12 protein-coding genes are annotated in these 15,907 nt (G+C 68.1%); 3 read left to right on the top strand and 9 right to left on the bottom strand.

All coding sequences use genetic code 11. From position 1 onward, the window contains the following. Positions 1–14: 14 nt before the first annotated feature. Positions 15–1,379, top strand: coding sequence for an amino acid permease (locus AC3A3X_RS10970; RefSeq protein ID WP_487583061.1), 1,365 nt, complete (start codon positions 15–17; stop codon positions 1,377–1,379). 133 nt (positions 1,380–1,512) lie between these two features. Here AC3A3X_RS10970 and AC3A3X_RS10975 read toward each other — a convergent pair whose 3' ends face one another. The 4 genes from AC3A3X_RS10975 to glnA form a co-directional block, all read right to left on the bottom strand. Next, a complete protein-coding gene (locus tag AC3A3X_RS10975; RefSeq protein ID WP_487583071.1) occupies positions 1,513–2,880 on the bottom strand; it encodes an ammonium transporter in 1,368 nt (455 codons plus the stop codon). Between the two features lie 242 nt (positions 2,881–3,122). After that, on the bottom strand, positions 3,123–3,461 hold the full coding sequence (locus AC3A3X_RS10980) for a P-II family nitrogen regulator (RefSeq protein ID WP_487583062.1): 339 nt from the start codon (positions 3,459–3,461) through the stop codon (positions 3,123–3,125). Between the two features lie 61 nt (positions 3,462–3,522). Further along, positions 3,523–4,281, bottom strand: a complete 759-nt coding sequence (locus tag AC3A3X_RS10985) for a TorF family putative porin (protein WP_487583063.1) — start codon at positions 4,279–4,281, stop codon at positions 3,523–3,525. A 303-nt stretch (positions 4,282–4,584) separates the two neighbouring features. Further along, entirely contained in the window at positions 4,585–5,994 is a 1,410-nt protein-coding gene (gene glnA / locus AC3A3X_RS10990; protein WP_487583064.1) for a type I glutamate--ammonia ligase, read from the bottom strand. 260 nt (positions 5,995–6,254) lie between these two features. Here glnA and AC3A3X_RS10995 point away from each other — a divergent pair, with 260 nt between their 5' ends. Both AC3A3X_RS10995 and AC3A3X_RS11000 read left to right on the top strand, forming a co-directional pair. Next, positions 6,255–7,109: an undecaprenyl-diphosphate phosphatase gene (locus AC3A3X_RS10995; protein ID WP_487583065.1), complete on the top strand. Its 855-nt coding sequence runs from the start codon at positions 6,255–6,257 to the stop codon at positions 7,107–7,109. Positions 7,110–7,206: 97 nt separating this feature from the next. Further along, positions 7,207–8,040, top strand: a complete 834-nt coding sequence (locus AC3A3X_RS11000) for an META domain-containing protein (protein WP_487583066.1) — start codon at positions 7,207–7,209, stop codon at positions 8,038–8,040. A 23-nt stretch (positions 8,041–8,063) separates the two neighbouring features. Here AC3A3X_RS11000 and AC3A3X_RS11005 read toward each other — a convergent pair whose 3' ends face one another. The 5 genes from AC3A3X_RS11005 to AC3A3X_RS11025 form a co-directional block, all read right to left on the bottom strand. After that, the gene (locus tag AC3A3X_RS11005; protein ID WP_487583067.1) at positions 8,064–8,690 is read right to left on the bottom strand and encodes a YbhB/YbcL family Raf kinase inhibitor-like protein; all 627 of its coding nucleotides are present in this window, start codon (positions 8,688–8,690) and stop codon (positions 8,064–8,066) included. Positions 8,691–8,799: 109 nt separating this feature from the next. Continuing rightward, positions 8,800–10,869: a tetratricopeptide repeat protein gene (locus tag AC3A3X_RS11010; protein WP_487583068.1), complete on the bottom strand. Its 2,070-nt coding sequence runs from the start codon at positions 10,867–10,869 to the stop codon at positions 8,800–8,802. A 109-nt stretch (positions 10,870–10,978) separates the two neighbouring features. Beyond that, positions 10,979–11,965, bottom strand: a complete 987-nt coding sequence (locus tag AC3A3X_RS11015) for a YheT family hydrolase (protein ID WP_487583069.1) — start codon at positions 11,963–11,965, stop codon at positions 10,979–10,981. Positions 11,966–12,039: 74 nt separating this feature from the next. After that, positions 12,040–12,846, bottom strand: a complete 807-nt coding sequence (locus AC3A3X_RS11020; RefSeq protein WP_487583070.1) for a lysophospholipid acyltransferase family protein — start codon at positions 12,844–12,846, stop codon at positions 12,040–12,042. Positions 12,847–13,043: 197 nt separating this feature from the next. Next, a complete protein-coding gene (locus AC3A3X_RS11025) occupies positions 13,044–15,548 on the bottom strand; it encodes a glycoside hydrolase family 3 protein (protein WP_487583072.1) in 2,505 nt (834 codons plus the stop codon). Positions 15,549–15,907 lie beyond the last annotated feature (359 nt).

The raw sequence follows: 15,907 nt of genomic DNA on the forward strand, positions 1-15,907 counted from the left end.
GCCCGGAATCGTTGATGCCCGCTCCCGCCACTCCAGCCATCGCAACGACTCAGCTCAGCCACGCGCTCAAACCCCGGCAGCTGATCATGATGGGACTGGGCAGCGCGATCGGCGCCGGCCTGTTCCTCGGTTCCGGCGTAGGCGTGCAGGCGGCCGGACCGGCGGTGCTGATTTCGTACCTGGTCGCCGGCGCGCTGGTGATCATCGTGATGAACGCCCTCGGCGAGATGGCTGCGGCCAAACCGGCCAGCGGCGCGTTTTCGGTGTATGCCGCCGATGCGATGGGCGCGACCGCCGGCGCGACGGTGGGCTGGTTGTGGTGGGCGCAGCTGGTGATCGTGATCGCCGCCGAATCGGTCGGCGCCGCCGGATTGCTGGCGACGGTGTGGCCTTCGTTGTCGGTGCCGCTGGCGTCGCTGACCTTCATGCTGTTCTTCACCGCCATCAACCTGATGGGCGTGAAGAATTTCGGCGAGTTCGAGTTCTGGTTCGCGATCCTCAAGGTCGTGGCGATCGTCGCCTTCATCCTGATCGGCGTCGCGCTGCTGCTGGGCCTGCTGCCCGAGGTCGCCTCGCCGGGCCTGTCGAACTTCGTCGACCATGGCGGCTTCGCGCCCAAGGGCCTGGCCGGGATCGGTGCGGCGCTGCTGGTGGTGGTGTTCGCCTTCGGCGGCACCGAGATCGTCGCCGTCGCCGCGGCCGAGACCCAGGATCCCGAGCGCAGCATCGCCCGCGCGATCCGCACCGTGGCTTGGCGCATCCTGGTGTTCTACATCGGCTCGCTGAGCGTGATCATCGCGGTGGTGCCGTGGACGAGCCCGGCGCTGTCGTCGCCGTTCGCGGCGGTGCTGGAGGCGGCGAAAATTCCCGGCGCGGCGACGGCGATCACGTTGATCGCGGTGATCGCGCTGCTGTCCGCACTCAACGCCAACCTCTACGGCGCCTCGCGCATGATCCATTCGCTGGCCGAGCGCGCCGAGGCACCGCGCTGGCTGGCGCAGGTGAACGCTCGCCATGTGCCGGTGGCGGCGGTGCTGTCGTGCGTGGTGTTCGGCTTCATCGCCACCGCGCTGGAGCTGCGCTACCCGGGCAAGGTGCTGCCGGTGCTGCTCAACGTGGTTGGATCGACTTGCCTGCTGGTGTGGACGATTTCACTGGTGTCGCAGCTGATCCTGCGTCGCCGCGCCGATCGTGCCGGTACGCGGCTGCCGTTCCGGATGCGTGGCTTTCCGTATCTGACGGTGATCGCGCTGGCGATCCTGGGGTTGATCTTCCTGCTGTTGCTGTCGGGATCCGATACGCGGATCCAGTTCCTGTCGATGCTGGGGCTGACGCTGGGGATTGCGGCGGTGAGTGAGGTTGCTCGGCGGCGGGCGTAAATCCAGGTTCGCGGTCGACAGGGTGCCGTAGCCCGGGCACCCATCCCCTCCCAACCCTCCCCTTGAAGGGGAGGGCGTTGTGCTCCTGATCTTGATGTTGCCCCTCCCCCTTTGTGGGAGAGGGGCTTGGGCATCAGTTCTCGTACGCCGATTCACCGTGCGAGGTGATGTCGAGTCCTTCGCGCTCGGACTCTTCCGATACGCGCAGGCCGACCGTGTACTTCACGATCAGGAAGGCCACCAGCGCGACCACGCCCGACAGCACCACCGTCACCAGCACGCCCTGCAGCTGGATCCACACCTGCGAAGCGATGGAGTACTCCGGCAACGCGGTCTCGGTGACGTAGTCCCACAGGCCCGCACCGCCGAGCGCCGGCGAGGCGAACACGCCGGTGAGCAGCGCACCGAGGATGCCGCCGATCCCGTGCACGCCGAACACGTCCAGTGCGTCGTCGGCACCCAGCAGGCGCTTGAGTCCGTTCACTCCCCACAGGCACACCGCGCCGGCGAGCGCGCCGATGATCAACGCGCCGCAGATGCCGACGAAGCCGGCCGCGGGCGTGATTGCGACCAGTCCGGCCACGGCGCCCGATGCTGCACCCAGCATCGACGGCTTGCCCTTGCTGATCCACTCCACCGCCGTCCAGCCCAGCACCGCCGCTGCGGTGGCGAGGAAGGTGTTGACGAAGGCCTGCGCAGCGACCGCGTTGGCTTCCAGCGCGGAACCGGCGTTGAAGCCGAACCAGCCCACCCACAGGATCGAGGCACCGACCATGGTCTGGGTCAGGTTGTGCGGCTTGATCGCCTCGCGCCCATAGCCCACCCGCTTGCCGATCACGTACGAGCCGACCAGGCCTGCGACCGCGGCGTTGATGTGCACCACCGTGCCACCGGCGAAGTCCAGCGCCCCCTTGGCAAACAGGAAGCCGGACTGGGCCAGCACGCCCGGCACGACATCATTGCCGGTGAACGCATCCGGACCCGGGAAGAACCACACCATGTGTGCCATCGGCGCGTAGGCGAAGGTGAACCAGAGCACGGTGAACAGCATCACCCCGGCGAACTTCACCCGCTCGGCGAACGCGCCGACGATCAGTGCACAGGTGATGCAGGCGAAGGCGCCCTGGAACACGAAGAACACCAGCTCCGGGATGTACACGCCCTTGGTGAAGGTAGCGCCCATCGCCGTGGCGTCCAGGCCCTTGGCGAACAGGCGATCCCAGCCGCCGATGAAGGCGTTGCCGGTGGTGAAGGCCAGCGAGTAACCGTACAGCGCCCACAACACCGCCACCAGCGAGAACACCAGCAAGCACTGCATCAGCACCGACAGGACGTTCTTGCTGCGCACCAGGCCGCCGTAGAACAGCGCCAACCCGGGCAGCGTCATGAAGATCACGAGCGCCGCACAGGTCAGCAGCCAGGCGACGTCGCCCTTGTTGGCCACCGGTGCGGCCGCGGCGGCGGCATCCTGCGCGAGAGCGAGTCCGGGCAGTGTCAGCATGGCCAAGGCTGCCAGCAGGCGCGGCTGGCGGAAGGCGTCGACCATGCGGCTGCGATCGGTGGGAGGCGACGCCGGCCCCCCGTCATTCCCGCGAAGGCGGGAACCCAGTGTCGTTGAACTTGTCACGTCGACGTTCCTCTCGATGGCGGTGATGGGCGAAGCAGCGTCACTGGGTCCCCGCCTGCGCGGGGATGACGGCTTCGTCAGGTCTGGTCTGAGCGTCGTGTCCATGTGCGTCACCCTCACAACGCATCGTCATCGAGCTCGCCGGTGCGGATGCGCACCGTGTGCTCCAGCGCTTGAACAAAAATCTTGCCGTCACCTACCTTGCCCGTGCGCGCGGCGGCCTGCAGGGCTTCCAGGGCCGTATCGAGGATCGATTCGGCAACGGCACACTCGACCTTGAGCTTGGGCAGGAAGTCGACGACGTACTCGGCACCGCGATAGAGCTCGGTGTGGCCTTTCTGTCGGCCGAAACCCTTTACTTCGGTGACGGTGATGCCGGACACGCCGACTTCGGTGAGCGCTTCGCGCACCTCGTCGAGCTTGAACGGCCGGATGATCGCGGTGATCAGTTTCATCTCGCAGCTCCGTGGGTCTGGATGGCTCGTGTGGGATGGGTCATCTGGGGTGCGCCCTGCCTCAGAAGGTCTTGGTGAGGGTCAGCACCACGGTGTCGTCGCCGAGGTAGTTGCCGTAGCGGTTGGTGTAGAGCGCCTCTTCCGCGTCGGTGTCGAGGTAGGCCAGGGCGATGGCGAAGCCGCCGTCGAAGGACTTGGTGACGCCGAGCTTCCAGTCGACGTACTCGAAGTCCTCGTTGTTCTCGATCCACTGCTTGCCGGCATGGGCGTTGAGCGTCCAGGTCGGCACGAACTCCCAGTTCACCGCGGCGTCGAGATAGCCGCTGCCGTCCGAATCGGCGTAGCCGAACAGATCGGTCAGGGCATAGGAGTACTTGGCGGAGAACACCCCGGCGCTGATGCCGAAGTAGAGCTCGCCGGTGTCGGGGCTGTTGAAGCCCGAGGGATAGTCGCCGGGATACCAGTAGTACAACGCGCCGACATCGAAGCCCACGCTCTCGCCGAACTTGCCACGGTAGCCACCGTAGAAGTCGAGCTCGACGCTGTTGGAGATCGAGTCGGGATCCACCACCGTGTCCGACAGCCAGCTGACGTTGCTGCCCCAGGTGCCGACGTAGAAGCCGCTGTCGGCGGCATATTCGATGCCACCCTGCAGGGCCGGTTCCTGGTTGTTCTGCGAGATGCCGCGGAAAAGGTAATCACTGGTCAACGCCAGTGAGCCGGACGTGCCGGCGTGTGCGTTCACGATCCCCAGGCCAGCGAGCGCCATGGAGACGACGGTTGCAGCGCAGGTCTTGCTTGCAGTGGTTCGAGACGACATGACGCAGGCTCCTCATAAGCGGTGGCCCCTCCCCGGTCATTGCTTCGTGCTCTTGCAACGCGGACGTTGGTGTCGTCTCCCGCGCCATCACTGGGACGCACTTCGCCTTGCGGCGGGCGCAGCCCGTCGATTCGGGTTACCTCGTGGATTGGTTGAAGCGTTGGTTCCGGCCCCTCCCCCTGCTTGCAGGGGGAGGTTGGGAGGGGGTCGCGGCGCGGAGCGCCGCGGATGCTCGGGCCATCAGGCGAAGAGCACCCCTCCCCAACCCTCCCCTGCTTTCGCAGGGGAGGGAGCTTCGTTGCGTCAGACGGTGTAGTACATCTGGTATTCGAGCGGGTGCGTGGCCGCGCGGAAGCGGGTCACTTCCTGCATCTTCAGCGCGATGTAGCCGTCGATGAAGTCGTCGGTGAACACGCCGCCGGCCTTGAGGAAGTCGCGATCCTTGTCGAGTGCTTCCAGCGCCTGGTCGAGGCTGTGGCACACGGTCGGGATGTTCTTCTCTTCTTCCGGCGGCAGGTCGTAGAGGTCCTTGTCGCTCGGTGCGCCCGGGTCGATCTGGTTCTTGATGCCGTCCAGGCCGGCCATCATCAGCGCGGCGAAGGTCAGGTAGCCCGACTGGATCGGATCCGGGAAGCGGATCTCGATGCGGCGCGCCTTCGGGTTGGACACGAACGGGATGCGGCAGCTGGCCGAACGGTTACGGGCCGAGTAGGCCAGCATCACCGGCGCTTCGAAGCCCGGCACCAGGCGCTTGTAGCTGTTGGTACCGGAGTTGGTGAAGGCGTTGATCGCGCGGGCGTGCTTGAAGATGCCGCCGATGTACCACAGCGCCATCTGCGACAGGCCGCCGTAGCCGTCGCCGGTGAACAGGTTGACGCCGCCCTTGGCCAGCGACTGGTGCACGTGCATGCCGCTGCCGTTGTCGCCGACGATCGGCTTGGGCATGAAGGTCGCGGTCTTGCCGTTGCGGTGGGCGACGTTCTTGATGACGTACTTCATCGTCATCAGCTCGTCGGCCTTCTTCACCAGCGAGTTGAACTTGGTGCCGATCTCGCACTGGCCGGCGTTGGCCACTTCGTGGTGGTGCACTTCCACTTCCATGCCGACCAGTTCCAGCGTCTTGCACATCTCGGCACGCAGGTCGTGCAGCGAATCGAGGGGGGCCACCGGGAAGTAGCCGCCCTTCACCATCGGGCGGTAGCCGGTGTTGCCACCGTCGTACTCGCGGCCGGAGTTCCAGTGCGCTTCTTCCGAGTCGATGTGGAAGAAGGTGTGGCCCATGTCATTGGCGAAGCGGACCGAGTCGAAGATGAAGAATTCCGGTTCCGGGCCGAAGAAGGCCTGGTCGGCGATGCCGCTGGACTTGAGGAAGGCCTCGGCGCGCTTGGCGACGCCGCGCGGATCGCGCGAGTAGGCCTGCATGGTCGCCGGGTCGAGGATGTCGCAGGTCAGCACCAGCGTCGGGTCGGCGGTGAACGGGTCCAGGAACGCGGTGCTGGCATCGGGCAGGAGCACCATGTCGGACTCGTTGATGCCCTTCCAGCCGCTGATCGAGGAGCCGTCGAACATCTTGCCGTCCTCGAACAGGGCCGGCTCGACGATCGACTTGGGGAAGGTCACGTGGTGCTGCACGCCGCGCATGTCGACGAAGCGCAGGTCGACGAATTCGACCTTGTGGTCCTTGATCAGCTTTTCTACGTGTTCGAGCGACATGGGTACTCCGGGACAGGGGATGGCAGTGGAAAAGCCGGCCGCGTTGGCCGCACTTGTCTATTACGAAGCAATGAACGTGCCAACTTCTGGCTGCTCGTAACCCGCTGAATTCCATAGGGGCACGGGCAGGCCCCGAACCGGGCCGCACCATCATGGTGCGCTTTTGAGTGCCGTTGCTTCAGCAAGGTGCAAACCTCGATCCGGTATGCTGCCGCGTTCGCGCGCCTCAGCGTCCCGCAACCTCCTGACCGGCCCACTGCATGACTGACCTGTTCGCCGCACTGCTGCTCGGCATCATCGAAGGCATCACCGAGTTCCTGCCGATCTCCAGCACCGGCCATCTGCTGATTGCCGAACGCTGGCTCGGGCACCGCAGCGATCTGTTCAACATCTCGATCCAGGCCGGCGCGATCCTCGCGGTGGTGCTGATCTACCGGCAACGGCTGTGGGACCTGGCGATGGGCTTCATCGGCCACCGCGCCAGCGCCGAGCACAGCCCGGCCGGCATGGCGCTGACCCCGGCGCAGGCGCGCGACTACGCATTCAAGCTCGCCGCGGCGTTCGGCGTGACCGCGGTGCTCGGCATCGTGGTCAAGAAGCTCGGCTTCGAACTGCCCGACCAGGTGACCCCGATTGCGTGGGCGCTGGTGCTCGGCGGCGTGTGGATGATCGCGGCCGAGCATTTCGCCGCCAAGCGCGCCGACAAGCTCGGCGAACGCGCCGCCATCACCTGGACGGTGGCGATCCTGGTCGGCATCGCCCAGGTCGTGGCCGGTGTGTTCCCGGGTACTTCGCGCTCGGCGGCGACGATCTTCGTCGCGCTGCTGGCCGGTACGACCTCGCGCGCGGCGGCCACCGAGTTCGCGTTCCTGGTCGGCATCCCGACCATGTTCGCGGCGACCGCGTACGAATTGGTGGACGTGCTGGGCAACGGCGAAGCCGCGCACGAGGACTGGACCGCGCTGGCAGTGGCCTTCGTCGCCTCGGCGATCACCGCGTTCGTGGCCGTGAAGTGGCTGCTGCACTACATCCAGAGCCACCGCTTCACCGCGTTCGCGATCTATCGCTTCGTGCTGGGCGCGGCGCTGCTGTTGCTGGTTCCGACCGGTAGCTGAACACGCACTTGTGAATCCGCACTGGCGTGCAGCGGCGCGCCTTCACCCCGTTTTAGGCATGGCTGCGTTTCCATTGGCACCCGCAATGGAGACCGCAATGAACCGACTGATGCTGCTTGCCCTTCCCCTGGCCCTCGCCGCTTGCGCCAAGGCGCCGACCCCTCCGGAGGCAACCGCGCCATCCGCCACGCCGGCACCGGTGGCGACCAGCGCGCCGGCCGCGTCGATCGACGAAACCGCGCTGGCCAGCCAGCACTGGCAGCTCGCGCAGGCGGTCGATGCCAAGGGTCAACGCATCGAGGCGTTGTTTGCCCGCGCCGACAAGCCGTTGCAGCTCGATTTCCGCGACGGCCGCGTCAGCGTCGGCAACGCCTGCAACCGCATGAGTGGCGGCTACACGATCGCCGGTGACCGCCTGCAGGTGGCGCGCCTGGCCGCCACGCTGATGGCCTGCACCGACCCGAAGCTGATGGCGCTCGACCAAGCCATCGGCAAGCGCCTGGAAGCACCGCAGACGATCGCGCTGCGCAGCGACGCCGAACCGCAACTGACGTTGACCTCCGCCGACGGCGAGGTGCTGACGTTCCGCGGCGAGGCCACCGCCGAAACGCGTTACGGCGGACCGGGCGAGACCGTGTTCCTCGAAGTCGCTGCCCAGGCCAAGCCCTGCAGCCACCCGCTGATCCCGAACAAGCAGTGCCTGCAGGTGCGCGAACTCCACTACGACGAGCGCGGGATCAAGACCGGCACGCCCGGCGACTGGCAGCCGCTGTACCAGGACATCGAGGGCTACGCGCACACCGACGGCGTGCGCAACGTCGTGCGGGTGAAGCGCTACACGATCAAGAACCCGCCGGCCGATGGCTCCTCGATTGCCTATGTGCTCGACATGGTGGTCGAGTCGGAGGACGTGGCGGCTGCACGCAAGTAGGTCGCCGCCGCCGCAGCGGGCCGTCAGTCCTTGACGGCCGGATTGAGCGAATAGGTGCCGTAGATCGCCACTTCGTCCAGGACGTGCCCGTGCATGGCCTTGATCGCCTGCGCGGCGGTGAAGCGGTCCGGCACCGGCAGGTGGTCGATGTCGAGGGCGAACAGGCGGAAGAAGTAGCGGTGCAGGCGCAGGTCGTTCGGCGGCGGGAACGGGCCGTCGTAGCCGAACCAGTCGCCGGCCATCGACGCATCCTCGGCGAACCAGCCGGTGTAGTCGTTCATGCCCTGGCGCGCACCGGCCGGACCGGCCGGTCGGGTCTTGCCGTGCGGCACGACGCCGTCGCTGCAGCTGCCAGCGACTATCTGGCTGACGCTCGTGGGGATATCGACCATCGCCCAGTGCACGAAGTCGCAGCGCGGCTGCTCGGACGGGATCAGCACGCCGGGCTTGCCGACCATCTCCGGCTCGGTCGGCACATCCGGATCGACGCACAGCAGCACGAAGGATTTCGTCCCTGCCGGGGCCTCGCCCCACGCCAGGTGTGGATTGCGGTTGGGCGCGAATCCAAAGCCGTCGGCCGTGGCCTGGCCGGCGGCGAATTCGGCCGGGATGCGCTGGCGGTGCTCGAAGCTGTCACTGCGGATGTACATGGGGTCCTCCTTGCCGGGCCGGTCGGGCCCGGGTGCAATGTCCGCGCAGGCTACGCCACCACCGCACCGGACTGCCATACGACAGTCCGGCCGCAGGGCTCACCTCACCTCACTCGTCCGCCGGATAGCCCAGGCGCTGCGCCACCGGCGTCAGCACCGCGAATTCTTCGGCCAGGGCTTCACGGAACCGGCGCCAGTGACCGGCGGCGAAACGCGGCGGCCCCATCTGCTGCTGCGGCGCGATCGCCACGCGCTGGCTCAGTGCATCGGCGACGGCCTGGGCGATGCTGGCCGGGGTGGCGTCGTCCATCCTGATCAGGCGATGCGGCAACAGGTCCTGCTCGTTGAGATCGGCGACCTGGGCCATCGTCCTGGCCAGCCAGCGCGCGCCTTCCAACGGCGAGGCCAGGGAGAGCGGCACCGGCCCACCGAAGGCGAGCCAGTCCAGCAGCATGTCGCGGGGATCGCGCACGGCCACCATCAGCGCGGCTTCGGGCAGGTGCGGGCGCAAACCCAGCAGCAGGGCGTTGTCCCACCACAGCAGCCAGTCGACGGCGCTACCGTCATGGATGCCGCGCGCAGGCAGCGCCGCACGCCACAGGCTGACCATGTAGGCCGGATCGAGGCTGCCGTCGACCAGGCCTGCCACGGTGTCGTAGCGCTGCAGCGGGTCGATCGGCGGCTGCGCGCCGAAACGGTCGACCAGCAGCGGTGCGCCGGAATTCTGCAGGGTGAGGCCGATGTATTCGACCAGCGATCCCGGTGCACCCCACAGCAGCAGCATGCTCGGGGCCGGCTCCGGCTGCGGCGCCAACGGCGGCCATTGCGTGATCGGCGCGCTCGGCTCGGGCAACGGCAGGCGCTCGGCGACGACGTCGGCGTGCAGTTCGGCCCAGGTGGCGGCGGCGGCAGCAGGCTGGCCGGCCGCGTCGAAGCAGCGGCCCAGCAACTGGCGCAGGCTGCGCTTGACGCCCGGATCCTGCGCCTGTGCCAGTTGGCCTTCCACGCGCAGGACCGCGGCGTCGGGGTCGCGGCGCAGCAGTTCGTCGATGATCCGCATCTCGGCCAGGCTGTGTCCCGGCTGCAACTCAGTGATGCGCTGCGCGGCGGCGAAGGCCAGCTCGTGTTCGCCGGACTGGTCGTGCATGGCCGACTGCGCTTCCAGTGCCGGAACGTAATCGGGCATCGCTTCGCGCCAACGCGCGATCACCTCGCGTGCCTGGTCGCCGGTGAACTCCTCGAACAACAGGCGCCCCCGCCACAGGTCGGCTGCCTGCGGGTGTTCGGCCAGGGTCGCATCGAGGGTGGCGCGGGCCTCGTCGCGCAGGGCCAGTCGGCGCCAGGCTTCGATCAGCGCCAGCAGGGCGCGGCGATCGAGCGGCTGGGCCAGGAAGGCCTGGCGCAGCAGCTGCAGCGCGCGCTCGTTGCGGCCGGCGGCGAGTTCCAGTTCACCGACCAGGCGCTGCATGCCCGGCGTGGCGGCATCGCCCTCCAGCAACGGGGCGAGCTCGTCGGCCGCTTCGGCCGGACGCGACTGGCGGCGCAGCAGGTCGGCGACGAGCAGGCGCAGCGGGCGCGAGGCCGGCTCGGATTCGAGCAGACCGCGGAAGGCCTGCTCGGCGAAGGCGAAGTGGCCCTTGCCCAGATAGGCGAAGCCGAGCGCGTGGCGCAGCTGGCGATCGCCCGGGGCACGCTCGGAGGCACTGCTGAGGATCGACAGGGCGCGATCGGCGTCGCCGCGACGCAGCGCCAGGGTGCCTTCGATCGCGGCCACGTGCGGATGCTCGGGTGCGATGCGGGCTGCGGTGCGGGCCAGGCGCTCGGCCTCGTTGAGGTCGCCACGGGCGATCGCCAGATGGGCCTGGATGATGTAGGCCGGGAACTGATTCGGGTCCAGGCCGGTGGTGCGGGCCAGTGCCGCCTGCGCTTCGTCGAGCTGGCGTTCGCTCAGCAGCAGGCCGGCGCGCTCCAGGTGCAGGTTGGCGTCGTCCGGCGTCAGTTCGATGGCCTGGCCGATGGCGGCCAGCGCGCCTTCGCGATCGCCGTCCAGGCGCAGGGCCGCGGCCAGCAGGCGGTGGGCGTTGGCGTCCTGCGGCTGGGCGGCGATGGCCTCGCGCGCTGCGGTAAGCGCTTCGCTGGCCGCGCCGCGGCGCAGGGCGTCAATGATCGGTTCGTACATGGACTGCTCGATGATTCAGACGAAACCGCGATTGTAGCGGCTGCGGACGCCCTGACCCGGGGATGCGGCACGGGTTTTCAGGCCACCGCGGGCTATCCGGCGGGGCGGCTTAGCCGGCGGCATCAAGCATGCGCTGGGCGATCCAGCGCTCGGCGAACCCATCCAGGCTGGCGCTCTCGAGGAAGCCGCAATGGCCGCCCCACGGCGCGATTTCCAGTTGTGCAGTCCCGGGCAGGGTCAGCGCATGGAAGCCGTCGACCGGAATGACCGGATCGTCCTGCGCCATCAGGATGCTGGCCGGGACCTGCAGCGCGGACAGGCGGTCGCCGGCGATCGAGTAACCGTCGAAGTAGCGCTCGAGCGTGCCGAATTCGGTGTGCCGCTCGACCATCCACTGCGTCAGCGGGCGCATGCGCAGCCCCAGTACCTGGTCGTCGAAGGCGTGGATCTGCGGGAACAGCTCGCGCTTGCGCGCCAGCGAGTCGCGCCACTTGCGCTCGAAGTACCACAGGTAGACCGGCAGGCCGTTCTCCATCGATTCCATGGTCCGGGCCGGATCCAGCACCGGGCAGACCGAGGCGACGTGGGCCAGCTCCAGGCCCGCCGCCGGCGCACGCAGCGCCAGGCGCAGGGCGAAGTTGCCGCCGAGCGAATAACCGGCCACGGCCATCGACCGGCCCGGGAAGCGCCGTGAGACCTCCACCGCCGCGCGTACGACCTCGTCGATGCGGTTGGAGTGGAACAGCCCTTCGTTGAGGTGGTGGGTGTTGCCGTGGTCGCGAAAGTTGAGGCGGAACACCTCGAAGCCGGCCTTGAGCAGTTGCACCGCGGTCAGGCGCATGTAACTGGAATCGACGCTGCCTTCCCAGCCGTGCAGCAGCAGCACCAGGCCACGCGACTCGCGGTTGGGCATGGCGCTGTGGAGGCCGTGCAGGCGTGCATCGCCGGCGTCGATCAGGTGTTCGGTGCTGACCGCGCCCAGTTCGGCCAGGCTGCGCTCGCCGTAACGCCGGCGCAGCGAGCTGGAGCCGAGCGCCGACTGGATGTGCGCGTTGCGCAGCCAGCGTGGCGGTCGGTAGTCGGCGGCAGTCAGCATGCCTGGGACCATAGCCATACGATTTCGAGTGCGCCCACTAATTCACGGAAGCCATGACGATGTAAACGTACAACTCAAGCCGTCATGGCCTCGACAATTCGCGATCGGGCCAGATCGGCGATGCGACGACGTCCGTCGGCCTCGCCAGGGGCGATCGGCGCGAGGAAGTGCACCTCGGCCAGCCGCGTCGGCTCGCCGAGCAGGCGCACGAAGTTCCCGAGGAAGCTCTCGCCGGGCTGGAACGCCACGACGTGCTGGGCCTCGCCGCCCTCGCCATAGCGCAACGCCACCGGCTGCACCGGCACGCCGGCCTCGACCGCGGCCAGGAAGATGCGCGCATGGAACGGGCCGATCTCGCGGCCGCCGCGCGTGCCGCCTTCGGGGAACACGCCGACCGAGCGCCCGGCGCGCAGGCGCGCCAGCATCTCGTGCAGCACGCCGCCGAGCGATTCGGTGCTGCCGCGCGAATGAAAGATGGTTTCGCCGCGCGCGGCGAGCCAGCCGACCAGGGGCCAGCCTTCGATCTCGCGCTTGGCGACGAACCCCATCATGCGCTGGCTGTGCAGCGTCTCGATGTCGATCCAGCTGACGTGGTTGGCGACGAACATCGCCGCGCCCTGCAGCGGTTCGCCGACGCGGCGCAGGCGGAAGCCGAAGATCCACATCAGGCCAGCCGACCAGGCGCGGATCGCGCGGTGGTCCAGTCGCTCGTTGCCGACGCGCACGCCGGCGGTCAGCGGCGTGCCCAGCAGCAACACCAGCGGCAGGTCGACGACGACGTGCCACACCAGCAGTGGCACGCGGACGAGGTAACGGAGGACGCGCGCGGCGGGCGCCGCGGTCGGCGCCGTCGCGCCGGCATGGGGGGACGGCGCATTCATTGATGGCACGATACCGAAGCGATGTCGCTGCGGCCAGCGCTGTTTCGCCATACCGGGGTGGATGTTGCGGGGGTGAATGGCGGGGACGCGCGATCGGGCTCCCCGCGACTCCGCGATTACGTATGTAGGAGCGAGCTTGCTCGCGACCGGCTGCCGGAGACGTCGTTCGCGAGCAAGCTCGCTCCTACAGTGCTACATCATTTCGTTGCGCAGGCCATCACCTTCTCCGCATCGCCCTGCGCACCGAGCGAAACCTTCGACAGCGACAGCTGCCTGGGCCCCTTGGCCTTCAGGGTCAACACAGTGTCTACCTTGCTCATGTCGGCGCCGGCGGCCTGGAAGCACTTGAGCGGGATGCCCAACGTGGTCCAGCGCGCGGGTTCGAGCCCGGCCAAGGTGTCGGCGAGCGGCAGCGTCGACCCGCAACCCGGGCCGCAACCCACGCCGATCGAGACCTCGCCCTGCGTCGGCGAATCCACGCGCACGGTCAGTACCAGCATCACGTCACCGTTGGTCTCGCGGGTGAGGTCCTTGGCGGCATCGGACTGCAGCGACACGGTCGCCGTGCCGGCGCCGGACCATTCGATGCGGCGTGCGTCTTCCTGCGCCAGATGATCGACCCCGCGCACCTTGATGCTGCCGTCGGCAGACGCGGCCGGCAACACCGGTGCATCGACCGCCGCAGCGGTCGCGCCCTGCAGGCGCATGGTGATTCCCGGCGTCAGCACGCCACGGGCGTAGTACACGCCCGGCCGTCCCATCGCCGCCGAAACGCCCGGCTCTTCCGACAGCATCGCCAGGTTGCCGTCATCGCCGTAGCCCAGGCCGTGGCCGAAGGCGAACTGCGGCGAGTAGTCCGGTTGGCCGACGTTGTTGACGTACTGATCGGCACGACGCGGCCAGGAGAATCCGAGCCGACCCTTGAAGTCATGGGCGACCTTGCCGTCGCTTCCGCGCAGCAGTACGTCGGCGATGCCGCTGCCTTCGCTGCCGGGCAGCCAGGCGGCGACAAACGCGTCTGCCGCGTTGATCTCGCGGTTCATCCACAGTGGCCGGCCGCTGAGGAACACCGCCACCACCGGGATGCCCTCGGCCTTCAGGCGCTTGATCAGCTCCAGGTCGCGGTCGTCGCCGGGCTTGTACCAGAGGGTCGGGATATCGCCCTGGAACTCGGCGTAGGGATCCTCGCCGAACACCACGATGGCGGCGTCGGGCTTGCGCGTGTAACGGCCATCGATCGCCAGTTCGGCGTGGCCACCGGCGCTGCGCACGGCGCTGTCGAGTCCTTCCCAGATGGTCTGGCCATTGGGGAAGTCGGCGCGGGTGCTGCCCACGCCCTGCCAGTTGAGGGTCCAGCCGCCGCTCTGCTTGCCCATGTCGTTGGCGCCGTCGCCGGCGACGAGCAGGGTGCGCTTGGGGTCGAGCGGCAATACGTGGTTGGCATTCTTGAGCAGCACCAGCGATTCGCGCACGGCCTGGCGCGCGATCGCGCGGTGCTCCGGTGCGCCGAGCAACTCAAACTTGCCACCGATCGGGCGCTGCGACGGCTTGCCGGCGTCGAACAGGTGCAAGCGATACTTCACCCTCAGCACGCGGCGCACGGCGTCGTCCAGGCGCGCCATCGGAAGGTCGCCTGAGCGTGCGGCTGCGAGCGTGCTTTCGTAGACCGGCTTCCAGGTGTCGGGCGCCATGAACATGTCGATGCCGGCGACGACGACCTGCGGGCAGCCATCGTTGCTGCAACCCGGGACCTGGCCGTGGGCATTCCAGTCGGTGACGACGAAGCCGTCGAAGTTCATGCGCTTTTTCAGCACGTCGGTGATCAGGCCCTTGTTCGCGGCCAGCTTGATGCCGTGCCAGCTGCTGAAGGAGGTCATCACCGCCTGCGCGCCGATCGCCACCGCCGGCGGGTAACCGGCCGCGTGGACGTCACGCAGCACCTGTTCGCTGGACAGGTTGTCGCCCTGGTCCTTGCCCTCGGCCGTGCCGCCGTCGCCGACGTAGTGCTTGACCGAGGAGATCACGTGCTGGCCGTCGAGGAATCCCGGCGTGCCGGGCGTGCCCTGCAGGCCTTCGACCATCGCCGCCGAGTACGCGGCCACCACCTGCGGTTGTTCGGAATAGCCTTCGTAGGCGCGACCCCAGCGATCGTCCTGCGGCACAGCCACGGTCGGTGCGAACGTCCACTCCATGCCGGTGGCGCGGGTTTCGATCGCGGTGACGCGGCCGATCTCGCGGATCAGCGCGGGGTCGCGCGCGGCGCCCAGGCCGACGTTGTGCGGGAATACGGTGGCACCGACGATGTTGCTCTGGCCGTGCACGGCGTCGATGCCGAACAGGATCGGTATGGGCTTGCCACCGCCGCTGGTGTCCATCGACGCTTCGTAGAAGGCGTCGGCCAGGGCCAGCCATTCCGCCGGCGGTGCGTTGTACTTGGCGCCGGGGTCGGAGTTGCCGCCGGCCAGGACCGAGCCGAGGCGGTATTTGCGCACGTCCTCGGGGGTGAGAGTGGCGATGTCGCCCTGGACGATCTGCCCGACCTTCTCTTCCAGGGTCATCGTCGCCAGCAGGCGATCGATGCGGCGCTCCATCGCACGGTCCACCGGCACGGCGCGCGCCACTTTCGGCCAGAGATCAGGGTGGACGCTGCCGTCGTCAGCGGCAACGACGACGCCGGTGCCTGTCACCAGGCCCACTGCCATCAATCCTGCCCAGATGCCTTTCGTACGCGGGTGCACCGCACGTGTTGCTGTGTCCAAGGCCGTCTCCATGATCCCCACGCCAGGCGCTTTCGCTGGCGGGGCAAGACTGCGGCCCATTGGCTGGCGGCGTCAATAAACCTCCCGCTTCTGAGCCCCTGTCGAACGCCCGCTCAGGCCGGGTTGCGCGCAAACGGGCAACGTCCATGGGTTCCCGCCTTCGCGGGAATGACGAGCACAAGAGCAACGACGCTGGGTCCCCGCCTTCGCGGGTATGACGGTCTTCTTCCTTAGCCCCTCTCCCGCTTGCGGGAGAGGGGTTGGGGTGAGGGCCACCGAAGACCATGCAACAAAGCACCGAA

The sequence above is a fragment of the Lysobacter sp. Soil_N_23 genome (assembly GCF_057656135.1).